At 70.1% G+C, this 22,647-nt stretch carries 16 protein-coding genes; 10 read left to right on the forward strand and 6 right to left on the reverse strand.

Going from position 1 to position 22,647, the window contains the following annotated elements:
- Positions 1 to 44 precede the first annotated feature (44 nt).
- Positions 45 to 4,307, forward strand: a complete 4,263-nt coding sequence (locus QLQ86_RS03285; RefSeq protein ID WP_282815900.1) for an nSTAND1 domain-containing NTPase — start codon at positions 45 to 47, stop codon at positions 4,305 to 4,307.
- 26 nt (positions 4,308 to 4,333) lie between these two features.
- Here QLQ86_RS03285 and QLQ86_RS03290 read toward each other — a convergent pair whose 3' ends face one another.
- Together QLQ86_RS03290 and QLQ86_RS03295 are read right to left on the reverse strand one after the other, a co-directional pair.
- Positions 4,334 to 5,371: a hypothetical protein gene (locus QLQ86_RS03290; RefSeq protein WP_282735454.1), complete on the reverse strand. Its 1,038-nt coding sequence runs from the start codon at positions 5,369 to 5,371 to the stop codon at positions 4,334 to 4,336.
- Positions 5,372 to 5,381: 10 nt separating this feature from the next.
- Positions 5,382 to 5,858 carry a glycine zipper 2TM domain-containing protein gene (locus tag QLQ86_RS03295; RefSeq protein WP_282735455.1) on the reverse strand — a complete coding sequence of 159 codons (477 nt, stop codon included), beginning with the start codon at positions 5,856 to 5,858 and terminating at the stop codon, positions 5,382 to 5,384.
- 215 nt (positions 5,859 to 6,073) lie between these two features.
- Here QLQ86_RS03295 and QLQ86_RS03300 point away from each other — a divergent pair, with 215 nt between their 5' ends.
- Together QLQ86_RS03300 and QLQ86_RS03305 are read left to right on the forward strand one after the other, a co-directional pair.
- Positions 6,074 to 6,589, forward strand: a complete 516-nt coding sequence (locus QLQ86_RS03300) for a DUF4231 domain-containing protein (RefSeq protein WP_282815901.1) — start codon at positions 6,074 to 6,076, stop codon at positions 6,587 to 6,589.
- 210 nt (positions 6,590 to 6,799) lie between these two features.
- Positions 6,800 to 8,668: an ABC transporter ATP-binding protein gene (locus tag QLQ86_RS03305; RefSeq protein WP_282815902.1), complete on the forward strand. Its 1,869-nt coding sequence runs from the start codon at positions 6,800 to 6,802 to the stop codon at positions 8,666 to 8,668.
- Between the two features lie 8 nt (positions 8,669 to 8,676).
- On the opposite strand, the gene QLQ86_RS03310 is transcribed toward QLQ86_RS03305, so the two are convergent.
- Together QLQ86_RS03310 and QLQ86_RS03315 are read right to left on the reverse strand one after the other, a co-directional pair.
- Complete coding sequence (locus QLQ86_RS03310; protein ID WP_282735458.1) at positions 8,677 to 9,291, reverse strand: cell wall hydrolase; 615 nt, start codon at positions 9,289 to 9,291, stop codon at positions 8,677 to 8,679.
- 177 nt (positions 9,292 to 9,468) lie between these two features.
- Positions 9,469 to 10,908, reverse strand: coding sequence for an FAD-binding oxidoreductase (locus tag QLQ86_RS03315; RefSeq protein ID WP_282815903.1), 1,440 nt, complete (start codon positions 10,906 to 10,908; stop codon positions 9,469 to 9,471).
- A 194-nt stretch (positions 10,909 to 11,102) separates the two neighbouring features.
- On the opposite strand from QLQ86_RS03315, the gene QLQ86_RS03320 reads away from it, so the two are divergent.
- From QLQ86_RS03320 to QLQ86_RS03330, 3 genes are all read left to right on the forward strand, one after another.
- Positions 11,103 to 12,125, forward strand: coding sequence for an AraC family transcriptional regulator (locus QLQ86_RS03320; protein ID WP_282815904.1), 1,023 nt, complete (start codon positions 11,103 to 11,105; stop codon positions 12,123 to 12,125).
- A 61-nt stretch (positions 12,126 to 12,186) separates the two neighbouring features.
- Positions 12,187 to 12,810, forward strand: a complete 624-nt coding sequence (locus tag QLQ86_RS03325; RefSeq protein ID WP_282815905.1) for a LolA family protein — start codon at positions 12,187 to 12,189, stop codon at positions 12,808 to 12,810.
- Between the two features lie 34 nt (positions 12,811 to 12,844).
- Positions 12,845 to 13,327, forward strand: a complete 483-nt coding sequence (locus tag QLQ86_RS03330) for an SRPBCC family protein (RefSeq protein ID WP_282735462.1) — start codon at positions 12,845 to 12,847, stop codon at positions 13,325 to 13,327.
- A 40-nt stretch (positions 13,328 to 13,367) separates the two neighbouring features.
- Here the strand turns inward: QLQ86_RS03330 and QLQ86_RS03335 are convergent, their stop codons facing one another.
- A complete protein-coding gene (locus QLQ86_RS03335) occupies positions 13,368 to 14,648 on the reverse strand; it encodes an MgtC/SapB family protein (protein WP_282815906.1) in 1,281 nt (426 codons plus the stop codon).
- Positions 14,649 to 14,821: 173 nt separating this feature from the next.
- Between QLQ86_RS03335 and QLQ86_RS03340 the strand changes: the two genes are divergently transcribed.
- Positions 14,822 to 17,914, forward strand: a complete 3,093-nt coding sequence (locus tag QLQ86_RS03340; RefSeq protein WP_282815907.1) for a bifunctional diguanylate cyclase/phosphodiesterase — start codon at positions 14,822 to 14,824, stop codon at positions 17,912 to 17,914.
- A 9-nt stretch (positions 17,915 to 17,923) separates the two neighbouring features.
- Here the strand turns inward: QLQ86_RS03340 and QLQ86_RS03345 are convergent, their stop codons facing one another.
- Positions 17,924 to 19,897: an acyl CoA:acetate/3-ketoacid CoA transferase gene (locus tag QLQ86_RS03345; RefSeq protein WP_282815908.1), complete on the reverse strand. Its 1,974-nt coding sequence runs from the start codon at positions 19,895 to 19,897 to the stop codon at positions 17,924 to 17,926.
- 147 nt (positions 19,898 to 20,044) lie between these two features.
- On the opposite strand from QLQ86_RS03345, the gene QLQ86_RS03350 reads away from it, so the two are divergent.
- The 3 genes from QLQ86_RS03350 to QLQ86_RS03360 all read left to right on the forward strand — a co-directional run bounded on the left by QLQ86_RS03350 (position 20,045) and on the right by QLQ86_RS03360 (position 22,644).
- A complete protein-coding gene (locus QLQ86_RS03350; protein WP_326521265.1) occupies positions 20,045 to 20,503 on the forward strand; it encodes a LexA family protein in 459 nt (152 codons plus the stop codon).
- Positions 20,500 to 21,774 (forward strand): Y-family DNA polymerase, encoded by a 1,275-nt coding sequence (locus tag QLQ86_RS03355; RefSeq protein ID WP_282815909.1) that lies wholly within the window; start codon positions 20,500 to 20,502, stop codon positions 21,772 to 21,774. The genes QLQ86_RS03350 and QLQ86_RS03355 overlap by 4 nt, the downstream gene beginning before the upstream one ends.
- A 117-nt stretch (positions 21,775 to 21,891) precedes the next feature.
- Entirely contained in the window at positions 21,892 to 22,644 is a 753-nt protein-coding gene (locus QLQ86_RS03360; RefSeq protein ID WP_282815910.1) for an SDR family NAD(P)-dependent oxidoreductase, read from the forward strand.
- The last annotated feature ends 3 nt before the right edge of the window (positions 22,645 to 22,647 follow it).

Below are 22,647 nucleotides of genomic sequence, written 5' to 3' on the forward strand. Positions count from 1 at the left end.
GGCGCCGGGGAGCATTGCCCGGCGCTGAGGTTAGAGGCTAGGCGATGAGTACGCTTTTCATCAGCCACAGCAGTCACGATGCCTCGTCGGCGAGGGAGATGGCGGCCTGGCTGCAGCAGCAGGGGCACCACTCCTTCTTTCTGGACTTTGATCCCGAACTCGGCATTCCTCCCGGGCGCGACTGGGAGGCCGAGCTTTACCGGCACCTGCGCGCCTGCCAGGCACTGATCGTGCTGTGCAGCGAGTCGGCCATGACCTCCTGCTGGTGCCTCGCCGAGCTGAGCCATGCCCGCGCCCTCGGCAAGCCGATCTTCCCGGTGCGCATCGCGCCCTGCACCCTGCGTCCTCAGCTGGCCGAGCTGCAGGTGATCGACCTGACCAGGGAGCCGGAGCTGGGCTACCAGCGGCTGGGCCGTGAACTGACCAGCGTGTTTGACTGGGATAGCAGCCGCCCTCCCTACCCCGGCCTGATGGCCTTCCAGGAGGTGGATGCCGCCATCTTCTTCGGCCGTGACGCCGAGATCCAGCAGTCGATGGACCGTCTCCATCAGCTGCGCGACTTCGGCGGGCCGCGTCTGCTGCTGTTTCTGGGGGCGTCGGGAAGCGGAAAGTCGTCGCTGGTACGTGCCGGCCTCATGCCTCGGTTGCGAAACGTTCCCGATGCCTGGACGGTGATCGGCCCGATTCGCCCCCGCGACCGGCCTCTGGACGAGCTGGCGGTGCAGCTCGAGCACGGACTGACCGCGGCCGGGGTGGAGGTCGGGACACTGCCGGCACTGGCGACCCTGACCGAGGCGGATCCCCGCGCCTTGGGCGAGCTGCAGCACGCGCTGCGACGATTTCCCGGCAGGGCCCACTCGACCCTGGTGCTGGTCATCGACCAGCTCGAGGAGCTGTTGTCGAGCTCGGCCCAGGCCGAGCAGTTCATGCGCATCGTACGCCCCGTGCTGCAGGACACCAGTGCTCCCGTGCTGTGTATCGCCACCCTGCGCTCGGACTTCCTCGGCGCCCTCCAGGAGCATCCCGCCTGGCGTGACCTCTCCCTGGTTCCGGTGACCGTGGAGCCGCTGTCGGTGGAGGGGTTCTCGGCGGTCATCGAGGGGCCGGCGGAGCTCGCCGGGCTCGAGCTCGAGCCCGGTCTGGTCCGGGCGATGGTGGCGGATACCGCCACCCAGGATGCCTTGCCGCTGCTGGCCTTCACCCTGCGCGAACTCTGGGAAACGGGAGGGGCCGACGGACGCCTCACCCTGGCCGAGTACCGGGACCGTCTTGGCGGCTTGCACGGCTCGGTGGCCAAGGCCGCCGAGGCGGTGCTCGCCGCCGCCGCGCCCTCCCGTGAGCAGCGGCGGGCCCTGCGAGCGGCCCTGTTCGATCTGGTTCGGCTGGACGAGGAGGGACGCTTCACGCGGCAGGTGGTGCCCTGGGCGACGCTGCCCGCCTCGAGCCATCCTCTGCTCGAGCGTTTCGTCCAGGCTCGCCTACTGATTGCCGGCAGCGATCACGGGGTGCGTACCCTGGAGGTCGCCCATGAGGCGCTGTTCCGGGTCTGGCGTCGGCTCAACCGCTGGCTGGAGGCCAATCGAGGGGCGCTGCGGACGCGGGATGCACTGCGTCGCGCCGCCCGCGAGTGGGAGGCGGCCGGACGCCCCGGCGAGCTGCTGGTCCACCGGGGCAGTCGCCTGGAAGGCGCCCTGGCGCTCACCACGGCGGCCTCCTTCACCCTCGATGACATCGAGGTCCGCTACCTCCAGGCGTGCCGCCGGCGGGAGCGGCTGAAGCGTGCCTGGATCACCGCGGCCTGGCTCTCCCTGCTGTCGGCGGTCGTCGGTCTGTCCTGGCTGGCCTGGTCGTTGCACCAGCAGGAGCGGTTCACCCGGCAGGGGCTGGCCGACCTGCACTGGGCCAATGGGGTGAGCGCCCGCGACCGTGATGCGCGCCCTCTCAAGGCGAGCCACCACTTCATGCAGGTCGCGGAGCTGGCGCTGGACCCGCAGCGCGGCGCGAGCGCTTACTGGGCCGGCACCTGGCCGGGGAGCGGGCCTCGGCTGGCGGGCGCGGCGGATCTGGGGCCAGTTCTGCTGATGGCCGACTTCGAGGCCGGCGACGTCGCCGGGGACGCCGTGCGCCTGTGGAGTGGCGCCGGCGCCAGCCAGGTCTGGTCCTGGGACGATGCTGCCGCGACGCCCGCCCTGTCTGCGGGGCGACGTTGGATACAGACCTTTTCCCCGGGAGGGCAGCGCTGGGCGCACCGGTTCGTCCTCCATGGCGACAACGGTCAGGCCGAGATTCGCGACCGGCGCAGCGGTGCCCTGCTGGCCGAACTGCCGCCGGCGGTGGACAGGGTGTGGATCGGCGGCACCGACGAGACCACGGCGGTGACCACGACCCCGGCCGGCGACACCCGGGTCTGGAACCTGGCCAGTGGCCAATCGCTGCGGGGCTGGCGCGATGCCGCCGGCCTCGCCGGCGTGGCCATCTCGCCGGATGGGGCGCGCCTGTTGATCTGGACCCGAGGCGGGGAGGCCGTGGTCTGGCACGTCGATGACGCCAGGGTCGAGGCGCGCCATGGAGGTGATGTCGTCGGCGGGGCGCTCGGACGCCGGCCGCACGAGGTCGTGCTCTGGAACCACAATGGCCGGCTGTGGCTGCCCGGGATGTCGGACTTCGCGCCGGCCGCGGCCGAGGGGGGGCGCTGCAGCCCGAGGGCCATCGGGGCCCGGTTCCTCGACGCCCAGCGTCGCCTGCTGGTCTGGAACCATGGCGCCTGCGGCACCGCGCGACTGTGGGATCTCGAGGGCCAGCGCTCCGTCGGCACGGTGATCCGGCACAAGGACGAGCTCGACCCTCCCGTGCTGCAGGGGGGGCGCCTCGTCACCTGGAGCTCGGCAAGTGGGTCTGCCCGCCTCTGGGACACAGGGACCGGCGAGCCGGTGGCGACCCTCGACGGCCCCGTGGCCGGTGCTCGCTTCTTCCGCGATGATGCCCTGCTGACCTGGGGCGGGAGCGACGTCCGGCTCTGGTCGAGCCACGACGGCGAGTCGCTGGGGCTGCCGATACGGCATGCGTCGCGGGTCAGGGAGGCCTTCATCAGCGAGGACGGACAGCGCCTGCTCAGCTGGGGAGGCGATGGCAGCCTGCGCCTCTGGCAGCTGCCTTCCCGCCGGACCGCGAAGATGCTGCAGTTACCGGCGGTCGTGCTCGATGCCACGCTGGTGGCGGGCGAGGAGACGGTGAGGGCCGTCACCCTGGACGGGCGGCTGCACGTCTGGCCGACGGCCATCGACGCGGCGCCGGAGGAACGCCCGCTTGATCCGAAGGCCGTGTATGCCGCATTTGCCCCCGGCGGGCACCGCCTCCTGACCGCGGGTGCCGATGGCGAGGTGCGCCTCTGGAACTGGGAGGAGGGGGACTTCCGTGCGCTGGCCGCGCCCGGCGGGACACGGGGTGAAGATCCGCTGGCCGGCGTGGCGTGGAGTCCCGACGCCGACCGGCTGCTGTTCTGGGGCACCCAGGGCTGTACCGCCTGGCTGTGGCGGGTCGGCAGTGCTCGCACGGTGGCGATCGCGCACGGCGACGACGTGGAATGCCGCCTGCGTGGCGCGGCCTTCGCAGGTGGCCAGGGGCTGCTGACCTGGGGGGAGGATCGCCGCCTGCGGCTGTGGGACCTCGGGTCACCGGCGCCGCCGGCGCCCCTCGTCGAGGGCGTGCTGGTCCGCCATGCCGAGCTCGATGGCGAACGGCTGCTGGTCGCCAGCGACGATGGTGTCGTGCGCCTCGTTGCCTGGCCGGACATCGGCAACGACGAGATGGCCTTCCCTCACGAGGACGTCCAGGGAGCCCGGCGGCACGCCGGAACCGACAGGCTGCTGAGCTGGGGAGGCGCAACTGTGCGGACCTGGGAGGCCGACAGCCGCACCCTGCTCGCGTCCCTGGCCCACGATGGCGACGTCGCCGGCGCCGCGTTCACGCCCGACGGGGAACGGGTCCTCAGCTGGCAGCGCCGAGGCGGCCTGCGGCTCTGGGACGCGATCAGCGGGCATCCGCTGACACCCGCCTTGCAGGGCGCGGGCCACTCTCCGCCGGCGATCGATGTCGACTTCACGGCGAGGGAGCATCGATTGCTGGTCACCTCGGGCGAGCGTGTCACCCTCTGGCAGATGCCGCCGGTGGTGGCGCCGCCGCAACGGCCGGCCCTGCGTCAGCAGCGATCGACCGGTACCCGGCTCACCTCGACGGGGGAGGTGGAGGTGCTGTCCGCAGCGGCCTGGCGGGGACTCTCGACCGAGCTCGCACCACCCGATGACTGACGGCCGGCGGACCCGGGGGCGGTCCCTCAGGGCGAGACGTCGACACGCGAGTCCGACCAGACGGTGAGCCAGCCGCGTGTCGGTGCCCAGGCGCGAATCTTCAGGCGATGCGTTCCCGCGGAGATTCGCTGTCCGGCGTCGCGCCCATCCCACTGTTGCGGTTCGATACTGCGTCCGGCGCTCACCCCGCCGTCGATAGGCTCCTCGTCGACGAAGAAGTGGCGCTCGCCGTCCTCGGCCGGTTCCACGCGCATGAAGTCGGCCATGACACTGGGGAAGTCGGAGCGCGAGAAGAACCGATAGGAGGCCTGCTCGCGAGCCTGGGCTCGAATCAGACGCGGCAGGAACGTCACCTCCTCGATGGCCACCGAGCCCACGGCGCGGGGGCCGCAGCCGAGGGCAAGCACGCGGAACGAGGGGGCGGTCTGCTTGCCGCTCGAGTCGGTGGCGGTCACGGCGATGGCGGCGGGGCGCTCGCTGTCGCCGAAGGCCGGCGGCAGCTGGAACTGCAGGCGATGGTGGCCCGTCTCGTACGCTCCAAAGGGGAAGCGCAGGGTGTAGATATCGGGTACCCCCCGGGCACTGATGCGCAGGGTGACGATGACCGGCTCGTCATGGGCGAAGTCCAGCACGAATGGCCAATTACCCTGCACCAGGCCGATGGCCGCGAAGGCGCTGGTGTTGTATATGGGGGCGAACTCCGGACCCTGCTGCTGCAGGTTCACCTGCTTGTCGCGCTCGTCCGCGGTGGGTCGCTTCGCAGCCTGACGGCGCTCCCGCAGCCAGCGAACCAGCAGCACCGTCGCCGCGGTGCCGGCCACGATCGCCGGTACCGTCCAGTCGCTGCCGCCACCCCCTCCCGAGTCCCTGGTGGTGTCCGGTTCATCCTGAGGGATGATGTCGTCGGGAGAGACGTCGTCCTGGCTGCTGCTGTCGTCGGGGATGGTGGGAAGGCGTTGGCCGGTCCAGTCCTGCGCCGTGGCCAGCGGTGAGACAGCCAGCGCGGCAGCAAGCAGGCAGGCGAGAAATCGCGTCCACCGGTGATGTCCCGTGTTGATGGTCATGAGCACACACCTAGACGGTGGACCATGCCTGGTCGTCGGGGCGTCGGCAGGCCGTACCCTCGGTGCGGCGTGGCTCGCCGTCGACCACGACCTGCATCTCGAAGTGGCGACACTGCTGGTCACCCTTTGCGAAGGGGGACTGCGGCGTCATGGTGTAAACGTTGCCGGTCTCCGGGTTGCTCCAGCTGCGTGACTCGCCGGCCGGCGTCTCGTCGAGGACCGTACTCATTTCCTGGCGGTCCTCGCAGGTCATTCGCGCGCCGATTTCCCGGCCGATCCAGGCCCCGAGTCCGGCACCCACGACGGTGGCGGCGGTTCGCCCGGTCCCACTGCCCAGCTGTGAGCCGATGACGCCACCGATGACGGCGCCAAGCCCGGTGCTGATTCCTTCGCAACGGCTGGAGTCGACCGTCTGGCAACCGCCGAGCAGCAGGCTCAGCAGCATGATGAACACCACGCGCAAGGGAGTTGACAGGGAAAGTGCCATGGCGGCCTCCCGTGGGGTGGCGGGCCTTCTGCGCGACGACTCGCCACCGTGATCACCGAAGCCTGACTGGAATGTCGGGGGCCGGCCTCATGCCCCTGTCAGCAGTATTGCACTCCCCTCGCACTTGCTCCATGTCGGATATGCCGGGCTGCTATCTTTGTCTTCAGGGGTGCCGTCGTACCCCATGGGCAGGGGCGATGGCCAACGGAGGCGAGGTGGACGATCCCGATATCACCGGTGGCGTCGATGCACCGGGCGCCGAAGGTTCCCAGGCCGACGCTGCCCTGCGCGAGCGCGCCGAGTGGCAACGCCTGGAAGACCAGCTCGCCTGGTATGGACAGCGCAGTCGACACTGTCGGCGTTGGCACAAGCGCCTGCGCCTGCTGCAGGTGGCCTTCGCCGCTACCATCCCGGTGCTCTCGATGGCCGATTCGCCGCTCGCCCGCTGGCTGACGGCAGTGCTCGGGGCCTCGATCGCGGTTCTCGAGGCCACCGAGCAGATCAACCAGTTCGGGCCGCTGTGGATCCAGTACCGTGGCACGGCCGAGCACCTGAAGCACGAGAAGTTCCTGCTGCTCGCCGGCGCGGGACCCTATCGTGATCTGGATCGCGCCGAGGCATTACGCCTGCTCGCGGAACGGGTGGAGGAGCGGGTGTCCAGCGAGCATGCTCGCTGGGTGCGTGCCGCCGAGAAGAGCGTCGCTCTCCGCAAGGACGGCAAGCCGCTCTAGGCGCCTGTCGGACTTAACGCTGATCTGCTGCGGCATCCGGTCTTTCGGCCAATTTCATTCGGTCTGATTTGTTAAATAGCGGGCTATTCGCCTCATCAGATCGATAAACTTGTCTCGAAATCCGAATCTCTCGCGACGATCGGTCCAATCCGACAGGCTCCCAGGGGCGTCGTCCCGGGGGCCACACCCGCTACCACCACCGGTGATGCCATGTTCCGCTTTTTCGAAGACCTGGTGGACCCTTACCCCTCCGGCGAGACCGGCACGCCGCCCCGCGGGCTCTTGCCCTTCATCCTGCATTTTTCCCGGCCGGTGCTGGGTCTGCTGGTCGCCATGTCGCTTGTCACGGCGCTGGTCTCGGCCGCGGAGGTGCTGTTCTTCCACTACATGGGGGAACTGGTCGACTGGCTGGCGAGTGCCGAGCGCGCGGGCTTCCTGGCCGAGTACGGCTGGCGGCTGGCGGGCATGGCGGCGCTGGTCGTCGTCGGCCTGCCGCTGCTGACGCTGCTGCAGGCGCTGCTGACCCACCAGAGCATCTTCGGCAACTACCCGATGATCGGTCGCTGGCTGGCACATCGCCACATGCTCGGCCAGAGCCTGGCCTTCTATCAGGACGAGTTCGCCGGCCGGGTCTCCCAGAAGGTGATGCAGACGGCGCTGGCGATCCGCGAGACGGTGATGAAGCTGATGGACCTGATGGTCTACGTGATCATCTACTTCGCCGGCGCCATGCTGCTGATGGGCAGTGCCGAGCCCTGGCTGATATTGCCCCTGGTGCTCTGGCTGGCCGGCTATATCGCCATCATGTGGGGCTTCGTCCCGCGACTGCGGGCGGTCTCCATGGCGCAGGCCGACGCCCGGGCTCTGATGACCGGGCGCATCGTCGACAGCTACAGCAACATCCAGACCATCAAGCTGTTCGCCGACACCCGTCGCGAACAGGCCTATGCCCGCGACGCCATGGAGGCGTTCATGGTCACCGTGCACCGCCAGATGCGTCTGGCCACCGGCCTCACCGTGAGCCTGACCCTGCTCAACTCGCTGCTGCTGGCCGGCACCGCCGCCATGGCCATCGGCGCCTGGTACCTGGAGGCGGTGTCGCTGGGCGTCATCGCCGTGGCCATCGCCCTGGTGATGCGCATCCGCTTCATGTCCAACTGGATCCTCTGGGAGGTGGCGAGCCTGTTCGAGAACATCGGCACGGTGCAGGACGGTATCAACACCATCGCCCGCGAACCCGCGGTCAGCGACCGGCCCGGCGCCGTCGAGCTGGCGGTGCCTCGCGGCGAGATCCGCTTCGAGGCGCTGCGCTTCGGCTATGCCCGCCCCGACGGCGAGGGCGTGCGCGTGTTCGACGGCCTGGACCTGACCATCGCCCCCGGCGAGAAGGTGGGGTTGATCGGTCGCTCGGGGGCCGGCAAGTCGACGCTCGCCAACCTCTTGCTGCGCTTCTACGATCTGGAGGGCGGCCGCATCCTGATCGACGGCCAGGATATCGCCGCGGTCACCCAGGAGTCGCTGCGGCGCAACATCGGCATGGTGACCCAGGACACCTCGCTGCTGCACCGCTCGGTGCGCGACAACATTCGCTACGGCAGTCCCGAGGCCAGCGAGGCGGCCATCCTCGAGGCGGTGCGCCGCGCCCATGCCGACACCTTCATCGATGCACTGGTCGACTCTCAGGGCCGCCGCGGCCTGGACGCCCATGTCGGCGAGCGCGGCGTCAAGCTCTCCGGCGGCCAGCGCCAGCGCATCGCCATCGCCCGCGTGCTGCTCAAGGACGCGCCGATCCTGGTGCTGGACGAGGCCACCTCGGCGCTGGATTCCGAGGTGGAGGCGGCGATCCAGGAGCAGCTCTATGCGCTCATGGAAGGCAAGACGGTGATCGCCATCGCTCACCGCCTCTCGACCATCGCCATGCTCGACCGCCTGGTGGTGATCGACGAGGGGCGCATCATCGAGGGCGGCACCCATCGCGAGCTGCTGGCCCGGGACGGCCTCTATGCCGCCCTATGGCGCCGTCAGTCCGGCGGATTCCTGGGGCTCGATATCCGCGACGCGGCGACGGCAGGTGAGTGAGCGGCGTGCTATCGGGCCATGCCGTCATCGGGCCGGTAGAAGAGGAACTGCTCCGTTTCTGCGGTCCGGGGATAGACGCTTGCCCAGTCGGGCGACACCGTCCGGTGGTGGAAATAGAGGGCGCCAGCGGTGTGGTCGGTCAGTTCCTGATTGATCGCCTGTCGGGCGACCTCCCTGGCGACCTCGTAGGCGTCGGGTTCCACGATCTCGTCCGGGCGCCCGTCGCACCACCAGGAGAACTGGCAGGGGGGCTGCTCGGAGCCCTCGGTGACGACCTCGCAGATCGAGTTGGGAAAGCCCTCGTGGGCGAGCCGGTTCATGACGACATTGGCGACGGCTTCCATGTCGCGACCGGGCACGCCCTTGGCTTCCCAGTAGATGCTGCGTGCCAGGCAGGTGATCGGCTCCTCCAGCGGATCGCTGCCCGCCGGGTCCACGGCCTGCACCTCCTGTTCGGTGATCGGCTCGTCGGGCGGGGTGGCGTGGGCGTCGGGGGCGACGACCCGCTCCAGCACCTCGGCCTTGGCGGCGGCGGCCTCCGCCCGCTCCTCCTGCTCGGCGACGGTCGGGCCGCTGGCGAGCAGCAAGGCCAGCAGCGCGGCGGCGACCCATGGGCGGTGCATGGCCGTACCTCTCGCGATCAGGGGCGTCGGGCTCGCCGTGCCGGGGCAGCATACTCGGTACCGGCAGGACGGGTCGGCGCGGGGTGGGGAGCCGTCTCAGTATAGCCCGCCGCCGCCCGACGAGGCCGAGGGGCGAAAGGGACCCGGGCCGGCAGCGGGGTGCCGGCCCGGGCGGGGTCATGCCGTCCTGGCCAGCACCGCGGGCGCGATGTTCTGGTTGATGCGAAAGAGGTTGTCGGGGTCGTACCGGCGCTTGACCTCCTGGAGCCGGGCGTAGTTCTGGCCATAGGCGCTGTCGACCCGGCCTGCCTCGTCCTCGGTCAGGAAGTTGACGTAGCCGCCGCCGGTGGCGAACGGGCCGGTGTCACGGAAGACGCCCCGCGCCCAGTCCCGCACCCGGTCATCCTCGGCGGGGTCCTGCCAGCGGCCATGCACGTTCATCACGAAGTTGGCATCCCTGCCGGCGTAGGCGGTGTCCGCCACCTCGACCTCGCCGGCGGCACCGCCCAGCTGGGCGATGAAGACCTCGCACTCGGGCCCGGGCAGGGCCTCGGCCCCGCGGATCACCGCGTCGATGAGCTCATCGGTGACTGCCAGGAAGTTGTGGGACTTCCAGTAGTTCCTCGCACCGGCGGTGAGCAGCGGGTCGAAGGCGGTCTGGAAGCCGGCATAGGGCTGGGTCCCGAGCATGCTGCCGACCGGCTCGCCGAACTCGAGCACACGGGCGGCCAGGCGCTCGCCCTCCTCGAGGGCGCCGTTGTGCACCAGGGCGAAGACCACTACCGGCTGGCCATGGATCGATTCGGGCAGGAACGGCAGCGGCGGTGCCTGGCGCAATACCGTCCAGATGCTGAGCTCGCGCGGCGCCCCGGCGCTGAGGTCGCGCCAGGCCCGCAACACCTTCTGTGCCTGGGCGAAGGGGTAGACCACCAGGCCGGCATGCACCTGGGGGCCCACCGGGTGGAGCCGGAACTCGAAGGAGGTGACCACGCCGAAATTGCCGCCGCCGCCCTGCAGGGCCCAGAACAGCTCGGGTTCCTGGCTGGCCGAGACCACGTGCAGTTGGCCGTCGGCGGTCACGATGTCGGCGGATAGCAGGTTGTCGATGGTCAGGCCGTACTGGCGGGTCAGCCAGCCGAAGCCGCCGCCCAGACACAGCCCGGCCACCCCGGTGGTGGAGTTGATGCCCAGCGGTGTGGCCAGGCCGAAGGCCTGGGTCTCGTGGTCGACGTCGCCGAGCAGGGCGCCGGCGCCCACGCGTGCAGTCCGGGCCTGCGGGTCGACCCGCACGCCCCGCAGGGCCGAGAGGTCGATCACCAGGCCGCCTTCGGCCACGGCATTGCCGGCGATATGGTGGCCCCCGCCGCGCACGCTCACCAGCATGCGGTGGTCGCGGGCGAAGTCGATGGCACGACGCACGTCCTGGCTGCCCAGGCAGCGGGCGATCAACGCCGGATGGCGGTCGACCATGCCGTTCCAGACGCGGCGGGTCGCCTCGTAGTCGGCATCGGCGGGGGTGATGACACCACCCCGGATGCCGGCGGCGAGTGCCTCGGCCTCCTCGGGTTGCAGCACGGCCAGGGGGCCGTCCAGGGAGCGATAGGTCAGGGTTTCCATGGGTCCTCTCCGGGTCAGGGGAATAACGGTGGCGGTGGCCACTGCGGAAGTATGCGGCGCCATGCGGTGGCGCGACTGGCCCCGACTCCGTCGGACTTGTCCGGGAATCCGGTTTGTCATGGCGATGGGGGGCATCGTCCGCGATACTGAGTGATACCGGCTTCGACGCACCTTCCCCCACCGACGAGGTGGCCATGAGTCAGGACACGCTGTCCCAGGTACTGCGCAGCATCCGCTTGCGGGGGGCGGTGTTCTACCATGTCGAGGGCAATGACCGCTGGGTGAGCGAATCGCCCCCGGCCAGGGCCATCGCCGCGCTGATCATGCCGGGGATCGACCACGTCATGGCCTACCATGTGCTGACCCAGGGGAGCTGCTGGACCATGGTGGTCGGCGAGGCGCCGGTGCGGCTGCAGGAAGGCGACGTGGTGATGTTTCCCCACGGCGACCGCCATGTGATCTCCAGTGAGCCGGGCCTGCGCGGGGAGGTGGACATGCGCCCCTATGGATTGCCCCGCCCGGAGCAGCTGCCGTTCTTCGCCAGCCGGCGCGGTGCCTCGCTGTCGATGTCGCGACTGGACCCGGCCAGCGACCGGCACGGGGCGACCCTGGTATGCGGCTTCTTCGGCTGCGACGTGCACCCCTTCAACCCGCTGCTCGCCAGCCTCCCCCAGCTGCTGCATGTGCCTGCCGGGCAGGCCGATGACGATGACTGGATTGCCCACTTCATCCGCTTCGCGCTGTCGGAGTCGACCCTCAAGCGGCCGGGCGGGGAGGCGCTGCTCGAGCGACTGAGCGAGACGATGTTCGTCGCGCTGGTGCGCCGCTACCTCCATGACCTGCCCGAGGGGCCGCCGACCTGGCTGGCCGGGCTGAACGATCGCTATGTCGGGCGTGCCCTGGCGCTGCTTCATGCCCGGCCCGCCGAGGCCTGGACGATCGACCGGCTCGCCGATCACGTCGGCCTGTCACGTTCGTCCCTGCATGAGCGCTTCGCCCGCTTCACCGGCCATGCGCCGATGCATTACCTCGCCAAGTGGCGCATGCAGGTGGCCGCCGGGCTGCTGCGCCAGTCCAGCGCACCGATCGCCTCGATTGCGCTGGAAGTCGGCTACGAGTCCGAGTCCGCCTTCAGTCGCGCCTTCCGCCGGGAAGTCGGCCAGCCGCCCGCGGCCTGGCGGCGTCAGCGGGCCCGGCTGGGCGCCGGCGCGGCCTAGGGCAGTGGCACTGCCAAGCAAGCGTCGCCCGGTCGAGGTCCGGGCGATTTAGGAGGGAGAGATGCTGCCGGAACTGCTGTCGATGGTGGCCCTCGGCCAGGCGAGCGACCCGGTCTCGGCGGCGCTGGCCCGCGTCGAGGAGGTCAACGTCTACCGCCTGGTGCTGCGCAGCCAGGGGCGACGCGGCGAGGAGGTCATCCGCTATGCCTATCGTCGCCCGGGCTTCATCCGCATGGACCTGGTCTCGCCCTATCCGGGGGCCGTGGTGATCTACAGCCCCGAGACGCGGCGGGTCAGGCTGTGGCCCTTCGGGTCGCCACAGCGGCGTGCCGGCCTCTCCCTCAGCCCCCTCAACCCCCTGGTGCAAAGCGCCAGGGGACACCGGGTGGACCAGTCGGACGTCGCGTCCCTGCTGCGCAACGTGCAACGGCTGCACCGGCAGGGAGAGCTGTGCCTGCTGGGCGAGGCGCCGGTCGATGGCCGGCGCAGCCACCACCTGGTCGTGCAGGGCGGGGAGGGGCATCGCGTGGGCGAGGTCGCCCGCTATGAGCTGTGGCTCGACGCCGAGACGCTGTTTCCGCGCCGGGTCACCAGCAGCGACCGGTGGGGCAAGGTGATCGAGCGGGTACGGCTGGAGGAGATCGTCATCGATCCCGACCTGCCGGCCGGCTTCTTCACGCCCTGAATCCGCGTCCCGGACGATGCGCTGGAGCCCATGCATGGCAGAGCTGCGATTTGTCACCACCTGGTGGCTCGAGGCCCCCCTCGACGATGTGTACCGGACGATCGCACGATCGCAGTGCTGGCCGGCCTGGTGGAAGGGCCTGCGCACCGTGGAAGAACTGGCGCCGGGTAACAGTGAGGGAATCGGCCGCGTCTATCGCTATACCTGGCAGAGTCGTATGGGCTATCGCCTGTGCTTCGAGGTCCGCGTGACCCGTGTCCTGCCGGGTCGGCTGATCGAGGGCGTGGCCCGGGGCGATGTGCAGGGAACCGGGCGCTGGCGGCTGAGCGAGGAGGGGCCTGTCACCCGAGTGCGCTACGAGTGGCGGGTACGACCCGTGCGGCGCTGGATGGCCCTGGTCGCCCCGGTCGCGGGGCCGCTGTTCGCCTGGAACCACCATGCCGTGATGCAGGACGGGGCCGAAGGGCTCGCCCGGCGGCTCGAGGCGCGGCTGCTGGGGACGTCCCAGGACGAATAACTGACGCTGCCTTCCACATGTCTCTGAGCGTGCCGGTGTCCTACAGCCACCAGGCCAGCGCCAGGCCCGCGCCCATCGAGGCGACCATCGGCAGGGCGACCCGCTTGCCAAGCTGTCGGGTACCGAAGGCGGTGGCCAGCCCCGACTTGAAGAGATTGTTGACCGCGGCGGCGATCACGATGCCCAGCACCGCGGTGGAGGGGGCGATGCGCTCCAGCGACATGCGGGTCAGCGACAGGGTGATGGCGTCGACGTCGGCCACCCCCGAGGAGGCCGCCAGCAGGTAGATGCCGGCCTCGCCCAGGGCGCCGCGCAGCCACTCGCCGAGCAGCATGATCACCGCCAGCAGGCCGCCGAACAGCAGTGCCGTGCGCAGTTCCAGGGGGTTCTGGATCGGGGTGGGGCTGTCGACACTGAGGGCCTGGCGGTGGTGGCGCCAGAGGTACAGCGCCGGCAGATAGAGCATCATTCCCATCACCGTGACCGGGAGCAGCAGCGCCGGCAGCAGCCCGGGACTGATCACCGCGGCATAGAGCAGGATGCGCGGGAACATGGTGCCGCAGGCCAGCAGGATGCCGGCGGCCAGCATCGCCTCGACCTCCCGGCTCTGGCGCGATGTCCGCGCGAAGTGCAGGGTCAGCGCCGTGGAGGAGGAGAGCCCGGCGAAGAGGCCGGTGAAGAGGATGCCCTTCTCGGCGCCGCCCAGGCGCATGGCGAAGTAGCCGACAAAGGAGATCGAGGCGATCAGCACCACCATCCACCAGATCTCGTAGGGGTTGAGCGCCTCGCCGGGGCCCATGCCGCGATCGGGGAGCAGCGGCAGCATCACCACGGTGATCAGCAGCAGCTTGAGGCCGGCATCGAGCTCGTGGGCCTGCAGCTTGTTCAACAGGCCGTGAATCTCGTGCTTGTTGTCGAGGATCACCGCGGTGATCACCGCGCAGGCGGCGGCCAGCGCCAGGTCGATCGCCACGGCCACCGCGCCGAAGCAGAAGGTCAGCAGCAGGCCCACCAGGCCGGTGATGCTGTAGTCATGCTGCTCGGCCAGCTTGGCGCGCCAGGCGACCAGGCTGATGCCGGCCACGGCCACGAAGACCAGCGGAAAGGCCCAGTCGCTGACGGTGTCCGAGAGCAGCGCGGCGATGCCGCCGAGCAGCCCGACCAGCGAGTGGGTACGGATCCCGGCGATGCGCTCGCCGGACTTCTGCTCCCGGGCCACCCAGCCGCGCTCGATGCCGATCAGGGCGCCCAGCAGCAGCGCCACGCCCAGGCGGATGGCGGACTCGTTGGCGGTGAGGAACTGGCTGGCGACATCGTCCATGGGCAGGGCTTCCCGGTGCCGTCCGATGGTTGGCGGATTCTCTCATGGTGGCCCGCGGTGAGGTCTGCTTCAATGGGCGCTGGGGGAAAGCGCACCGCCAATGCCACGGGCGCATTCCTGTCGACGAGCCGATACACTGACCCCCTTGATGCAACGCAAGGATTGCCCGTGACATGAGGGATGTGTCGCCCTCCTCCGACGAGGCGCTGCTGGAGAGCCGTCATCGGCGACTGTGTCGTCGTGCCATCGCCCTCTACCTGTTCGCCCTGCTGGCCCTGCTGCTGCTGTTCGCCGGGATCCTGCTGGACCAGCACCGACGCGACCTGGAGCTGGGTCGGGAGCGCGCCAGCGCGCGGGCCGACCTGGTGGCCGAATGGGTGGCCAGTACCTTCGAGGTCAGCGAGCACACGCTCTCCAGCCTGGTGCAGGTGTTCCAGTCGCCTCTCGGGCAGGCATTGCTGGCACGCCGCGGCAATGATGCAGCCCTCGAGGCACTCCTTCGCCAGCACAGCCATCGCCATGCCTTGATCGATGACCTCGGTATCGTCAGTGCCGGGGGGATGCTGCGGGCCTCTGCCAACCCGGCATTTTCACAGGGTCTCGACGTCACCGGCCTGCCCCATTTCCAGGCCTTCGAGCAGGATACCGACCGCCAGGAGTGGGTGTCCCCGCTCTTCTGGTCGGCCGTCAGCCAGGACTTCCATGTGGCGCATGCCCGTCGCCTGGTCGGGCCGGATGGGGACTTCCAGGGCCTGGCCGTGCTTAGGCTCAATCCCGACATCTTCGGCGAGGCCCTCGAGCGACTGAACATGACCCGCGGCGAAAGCATTGCCATTCTCGATACCGAAATGCGGCTGGTCACCCGGCGGCCGGCCTTCGATGAGAGGGGCGCCATGGGCGTGCTCGGCACCCCGGTCAGCGAGCCGCTGACCCGGGCCTTCCTCGACAGCGGCGAGGCGTCGACGACCCTGCGCACCGCCTCGCCGCTGGACGGCAACGAGCGCCTCTACGCCATGCAGCGGGTCGAAGGGCTGCCACTCCTGGTGGTGGTCGGCGAGGAGCTCGAGGTGTTGCTCGCCGGCTGGTGGCAGCGGCTCTGGCTGCTGGGCGCCATCTTCCTGGTGGTGGCGGCGCTGGGCTGGTGGCTGCTGCACCATTACCTCGGTCGCTTGCAACTGGAGGGCGACCTGCGCCGGCGGCTAATGGAGCGCGAGCAGGCCCGACGGGCGGTGCAGGACCGCGAGGCGAGGCTGCAGGCCCTGATCGGCTCGATCCAGGACATGATCTTCGTGTTCGATGCCGAGGGACGCTTCGTCTATGTCCATGCCGTGGACCGTGACCAGCTGCTCGACGAGGCCGAGGCACTGCTGCAGCGCCACTATCGCGAGGTTCTGCCGGACGCGGTGGCGCAACGGTTCGACCAGGCCCTGGCCAAGCTCAAGGCCAGCGGCGAGCCGGTGGAGACCGAGTATCGCGTCACCCTGGCCGGCGTGCCCCGCGACTTCCAGGCCATCATCAGTCCGCTGGCCGAGGAGGGCGAAGGCTTCAGCGGGGTGCTCGCCGTGGTGCGCGAGGTGACCCAGTCCCGCGCCACGGAGGCCCAGCTGCGCATCGCCGCCACCGCCTTCGAGACCCACATGGGGATGGTCATCACCGATGCCGAGAGCAGGATCCTCAAGGTCAACGACACCTTCACCCGCATCACCGGCTATGCCGAGTCCGAGGTGCTGGGGCGCAATCCGAGCCTGCTCAGCTCCGGGCGCCACGACGAGGCCTTCTACCGGCACCTCTGGGAGAGCGTGCAGGAGAACGGCAGCTGGCAGGGCGAGATCTGGAACCGGCGCAGGAACGGCGAGGTGTTCCCGGAGTGGCTGACCGTCAGCGCGGTGCGCGACGAGGCCGGCGAGCTGACCCACTACGTGGCCACCTTCAGCGATATCACCCAGCGCAAGGCCGCCGAGGAGGAGGTCCACCAGCTCGCCTTCTACGACCCCCTGACCGGGCTGCCCAATCGCCGGCTGATGCTGGACCGCCTGGAGGGCGCGCTCAAGGACAGCTATCGCAGCGACCAGTTCGGCGCGCTGCTCTATCTCGACCTGGACAACTTCAAGCAGGTCAACGACACCCTGGGCCACCATGCCGGCGACCAGCTGCTGCAGCAGATCGCGAGTCGGTTGGGCGGGGTGTTGCGCGCCCCCGATACCCTGGCACGGCTGGGCGGCGACGAGTTCGCCGTGCTGCTGCACGACCTGGGGCGTGACCCGCAGCGAGTGGCGGTCGTTGCCGAGCGTATCGCCCACAAGCTGCTCGGGGTGCTCCAGGCGCCGGTCGGCCTGGCCGGAAGCTCGGTGACGATGACCGGCAGCATCGGCATCACGCTCTACCGCGATCACGGCACGACCCTCGACGAGATCCTCCAGCAGGCCGACATGGCCCTCTTCCAGGCGAAGCGGGCCGGGCGCGACACCCTGCGCTTCTTCGACCCTGCCATGCAGGCCCAGCTTCACGCCCGTGCCCGGCTCGAGGCGGACCTGCGCCAGGCCTTGGCCCGGGACGAGTTCCTGCTCCACTACCAGCCCCAGGTGGATGCCGATCGTCGCATGATCGGGGTCGAGGCGCTGCTGCGCTGGCAGCACCCGGAGCGGGGCATGGTCTCCCCCGGCGACTTCATCCCGCTGGCCGAGGAGAACCGGCTGATCGTGCCCATCGGCGGCTGGGTGCTGGAGGCCGCCTGTCGCCAGCTGGTGGCCTGGGCCGCGGATCCCGCCACGGCCGACCTCACGGTCTCGGTGAACGTCAGCCCCCAGCAGTTCCGCGAGGCGGCCTTCGTCGATCACGTGCTGGCCACCCTGGCGAGCACTGGCGCCCGCCCCGAGCGGCTCAAGCTCGAGGTGACCGAGAGCCTGTTCGTCGACGATCGCGACGAGGCCCGCGAGACCATGCGGCGCCTCAGGGAGCATGGCGTGACCTTCGCCCTGGACGACTTCGGCACCGGCTACTCCTCGCTCTCCTACCTCAAGCGCCTGCCCCTGGACCAGCTCAAGATCGACCAGTCCTTCGTGCGCGACCTGCTGGAGGACGAGGCCAGTGCGGCCATCGTCGCCAGCACCATCGCCCTCTCCGAGAGCCTGGAGCTGGAGGTGATCGCCGAGGGGGTCGAGACCGAGGCCCAGCGGACCTGGCTGGTGGCGCATGGCTGCCACGCCTTCCAGGGCTACCTCTTTGGACGGCCGGTGCCGGTGGAGGCGTTGGTGCTCAGCCGCTGATCATCGGGCTCAACCCTCGCTGTCACCCAGGTGGGCCTCCGCCTCCTCGGCGCTCTCGTAGATGTGCGGCGAGACGGCGCGCGCCTCCAGGGCGTGGCCGAGCTTGCGGCGCATGAAGCCGCTGGTGGTGTAGCGGGTCACCCGGGTGTAGAAGCGCTGCTCGAGGCCGCGCACCATCTCGGTGTAGGGGGCGAGCAGGGCGTCGTCGATGCGGCAGTGGTCGTAGTTGACGATGGCCTGGACGCGGTGGCCCAGCGGGGCGAGACGGCGCTCGACCTCCTGCTCGATGGCATCGATGTCCTCCGGGGAGGCGACCCGCAGGTGCTCGAAGTTGATGAAGAGGATGCCTTTCTCCTCGTCGAGGCTGAAGCGCTGCGCCAGCGGCCGGTCGAGCAGCTCCTCGGCGAGCCCCATGGGCGCCTCGCGGAAGATCCGCGCGTCCATCAGCCGGGGCGGTTCGGGCATCCGCGGGGCGAAGGCCATCAGCGCCAGGACGTCGCGCTCCAGATCGACCCCCGGGGCGATCTCGGTGAGGGTGAGCCCCTCCGGGGTGAGCTCGAACACCGCCCGCTCGGTGACATAGCAGACCGGCTTGCCGTCCGCGGCGGCCAGGGTCCCGCTGAAGGTGCGTTGCTCCACCTCGGTGACGAACTTGCCCTGTCCGACCGGGGGCGCCTCGAGCCGTCCGTCGACGATGGCAAGCGCCTCCCGGGTGGCCACGAAGGTGCCCATGAACACCACCTTGCGGGCGTTCTGGCTGATGTTGATGAAACCGCCGGCGCCGGCCAGCCGGGGGCCGAAGCGCGAGACGTTGACGTGGCCCGCGCCGTCCACCTGGGCCATGCCCAGGAAGGCGATGTCGAGCCCGCCGCCGTCGTAGAAGTCGAACTGGGCCGGCTGGTCGATGATCGCCTGGGTGTTCAGCGCCGCGCCGAAGTCGAGCCCGCCGGCCGGCAGCCCGCCGATCACCCCGGGCTCGGCGGTCAGGGTCAGGTGCTCGAGCAGGCGCTCCTCGCTCGCCACCGCGCCGACGCCCTCGGGCATGCCGATCCCCAGGTTGACCACGCTGTTGGGCCTGAGCTCGAAGGCCGCGCGCCGGGCGATGATCTTGCGGGCCGAGAGCGGCAGCGGCTCGGGGGTCGCCATGGGGGCGCGGATCTCGCCGGAGAAGGCCGGGTTGTAGGCGGTGCGGAAGGTCTGCCAGTGGTGGGCCGGATCCTCGCAGACCACCACGCAGTCGACCAGGATGCCGGGGATCTTCACGTCCTTGGGGTGCAGGGTGCCATGCTCGGCCAGCCGTTCCACCTGCACGATCACCACGCCCCCGGAGTTGCGCACCGCCGTGGCGATGGCCAGCGCCTCCAGGGTCAGGGCCTCGCGCTCCATGCTGACGTTGCCCAGGGTGTCGGCGGTGGTGCCGCGCAGCAGCGCCACCTGCAGCGGCAGGGCCCGGTAGAAGAGGTACTCCTGGCCGTCGATGGGCAGCAGCGAGACGCGCTCCTCGAGGGTGACGTCGTTGATCCTGCCGCCGCCCAGGCGCGGGTCGACGAAGGTGCCCAGGCCGACGCGGGTGAGGGTGCCCGGCTTGCCGGCGGCAATGTCGCGGAAGAGGTGCGAGATCACCCCCTGGGGCAGGTTCCAGGCCTGGATGCGCCCCTCGATGGCGAGCTTCTGCAGGGCGGGCACCAGCCCCCAGTGGCCCCCGATCACCTTCGCCACCAGCCCCTCGTGGCCCAGGTGATTGAGCCCGCGCTCCTTGCCGTCGCCCTGGCCGGCGGCATACATCAGGGTCAGGTCGCGGGGCTCGCCGGTCTCCAGGAAGCGCGCCTCCAGGGCCACCGCCAGCCCCTCGGCGAAGCCGATGCCGACGAAGCCGCCGGTCGCCAGGGCGTCGCCGTCACGGATCAGGTTCACGGCCTCGCGGGCGGAGACCACCTTGCCCTTCGCGGTGAAGGGCTGGCGAGAGAGCAGGGGATGGGGCATGGCGGGCGTCCTGGTGAGGGTGCTTTGTAATTGTGCCTTGTGGTGGCTCCTTCACGGTAGCACGCGTCCCGGCTGCCGGCAGGGCTTGCCAGGCGGGGGAGAAGTGTCGAATACTGTCCATATGTACAGTATTCGAGGGAGAGGCTCATGATGTCGCCGCTGTCCACCACCGCTCGGGTGATCGGCCGTGCCGCGCCGTTCTCCGGCGAGATGGCCCAGCCGCTGATGGGGTGCCGGGTGCGGGCGGGCTTCCCGAGCCCCGCCGACGACCACCTGGACGTGGAGATCGACCTGCACGCCCATGTGGTGCGCCGCCCGGCCGCCACCTACTTCGTGCGGGCCGAGGGCGACTCCATGCTCGGCGACGGCATCCACGACGGCGACCTGCTGGTGGTGGACCGCAGCCTGGAGCCGCTGCCCGGGCGGGTGGTGGTGATCGCCGTGGATGGCGAGCCCACCGTGAAGCGCCTGGAGCGCCGCGGCGAGCAGACCTTCCTGGTGGCCAGCAACCCGCGCTTCGCGCCGATCCCCCTGACGGGCCGTGAATGCGAGGTGTGGGGCGTGGTCACCCATGTGCTCCACGCCCTGCCGGGGGGCGAGCCGTGATCGCCCTGGTCGACTGCAACAACTTCTACGTCAGCTGCGAGCGGGTCTTCGCCCCGCGCCTGGAGGGGCGACCGGTCGGGGTGCTCTCCAACAACGACGGCTGTGTGGTGGCGCGCTCCAGCGAGCTCAAGGCGCTGGGCGTGGCGATGGGCGCGCCGATGCATCTGCTGCCGCCGGCCATTCGCCGCCAGGCGGTGCTGCTCTCCAGCAACTATGCGCTCTACGGCGACATGAGCCGCCGGGTCAACCTGATCCTGGCCGAGTTCTCGCCGGACGTGGAGGCCTACTCCATCGACGAGAGCTTCGTGGGTTTTTCCGGCTTCGCCCCGAGCGGCCTGGAGGCGCATGCCCAGCGACTGCGCGAGACGGTGCGCCGCGATACCGGCATCCCGGTCTGCGTGGGGCTGGCGCCGACCCGGGTGCTGGCCAAGGTGGCCAACCGGGCGGCCAAGTCGCTCGCGGTTTACGAGGGCGTCTGCCTGCTCGAGGCCGACGGGCCCGCCACCCGGGCGCTGCTCGAGGGGCTGCCGGTGACCGAACTGTGGGGGGTGGCGCGACGCACCGCCGAACGCCTCGCGCTGATGGAGATCCACACCGCCTGGCAGCTGCGCCAGGCCGACCCCAAGCAGGTCCGACGCCATTTCTCGGTGGTGCTGGAGCGCATCGTCTGGGAGCTGCGCGGCCGCCCGGCCATCGTCCTCGATGACGTCCATGAGCCGCGCCAGCGTATCATGGTCTCGCGCTCCTTCGGGCGGCTGACCGGCGCCTTCCCGGACCTGCAGGAGGCGGTGCGCCAGCACGCCGCCCGGGCCGCCGAGAAGCTGCGTGGCCAGGGCAGCCAGGCCCGGGCGCTGATGGTCTTTGTGCGCACCAACCCGCACCTGGCCGGCGAGCGCCAGTACCGCAACAGCGTGGTGGTACCCTTGCCGGCACCCAGCGACGACAGTCGCGAGCTGCTCGAGGCCGCCGCCCATGGGCTCGCGGCGATCTTCCTCGAGGGCGTGCGCTACCAGAAGTGCGGGGTGATGTTGCTCGACCTGGTGGAGGCCGACCGCCACCAGCTCTCGCTGCTGGCGCCACGCAGCGAGGCGGCGCGGGGGCGCAGCCAGCGGCTGATGGCGACGGTGGACCGGCTCAACCGCGAGATGGGTCGCGATACCGTGCGCTTCGGCCTGCCGCGCCAGGGCACCGCCTGGGCGCTGCGCTGCGAGCGGCGCACCCCGCGCTACACCACCCGCTGGGACGAGTTGATGCGGGTCAAGACGCGCTGAGAAGGTGCCGCAAGTCGGGGTGATGCGGGGTTTCCGCGGCGAGGCGATTGGCTACACTGGGGGCGCACCGGCGTGGCCGTTCGTCGCGCCGGCAGGTCATCGACAGGGAGAAGCACCATGCGCATGAAGGGCAAGAACGTCATCGTCACCGGCGGCGCCAGCGGCATCGGTCTGGCCAGCGTGGAGCGCTGCCTGGAGGAGGGTTCCAGCGTGGTCATCGCCGACCTCGAGGGCAGCGATGGCCAGGCGCAGGCCGCACGGCTCGATGACCGGTACGACGGCCGCTGCCTGTTCAAGGCGTGCGACGTCACCGACACCGCCCAGGTCGACCGCCTGTTCGCGGACACCGTGGCCGAGCTCGGCAGCGTGGGGGCGGTGTTCAACAACGCCGGCATCGGTGGCATCTGCCCCACCGACGAGCTTAGCGACGATGACTACCTGAAGGTCATCGACATCAACCTCAACGGGGTCTTCCGGGTGGCCCGGGCCGCGCTGCGGGTGATGTACCGCCAGGGCGGCGGCAGCATCGTCAACTGCGCCTCCATCCTCGGGGTCTTCGGCCAGTCCCAGACCGCCGCCTACACCGCCGCCAAGGGCGGGGTGGTCAACATGACCCGGACCCTGGCCATCGAGGCGGCACCGAAGGGCGTGCGGGTCAACGCCATCGGCCCGGGCTATATCGACACCCCGCTGCTCGAGGCCCTGGACGACGACATGCTGCAGGGGCTGATCGGCCTGCATCCCATCGGCCGCCTGGGCCGCCCGGAGGAGATCGCCAACGCCTTCCTGTTCCTGGCCAGCGACGAGGCCAGCTTCGTCACCGGGGCCCACCTGCTGGTCGATGGCGGCTTCACCGCCGGCAAGTCCTGAGGC

The organism is Halomonas rhizosphaerae (genome assembly GCF_030012485.1).
Taxonomy (GTDB): domain Bacteria; phylum Pseudomonadota; class Gammaproteobacteria; order Pseudomonadales; family Halomonadaceae; genus Halomonas; species Halomonas rhizosphaerae.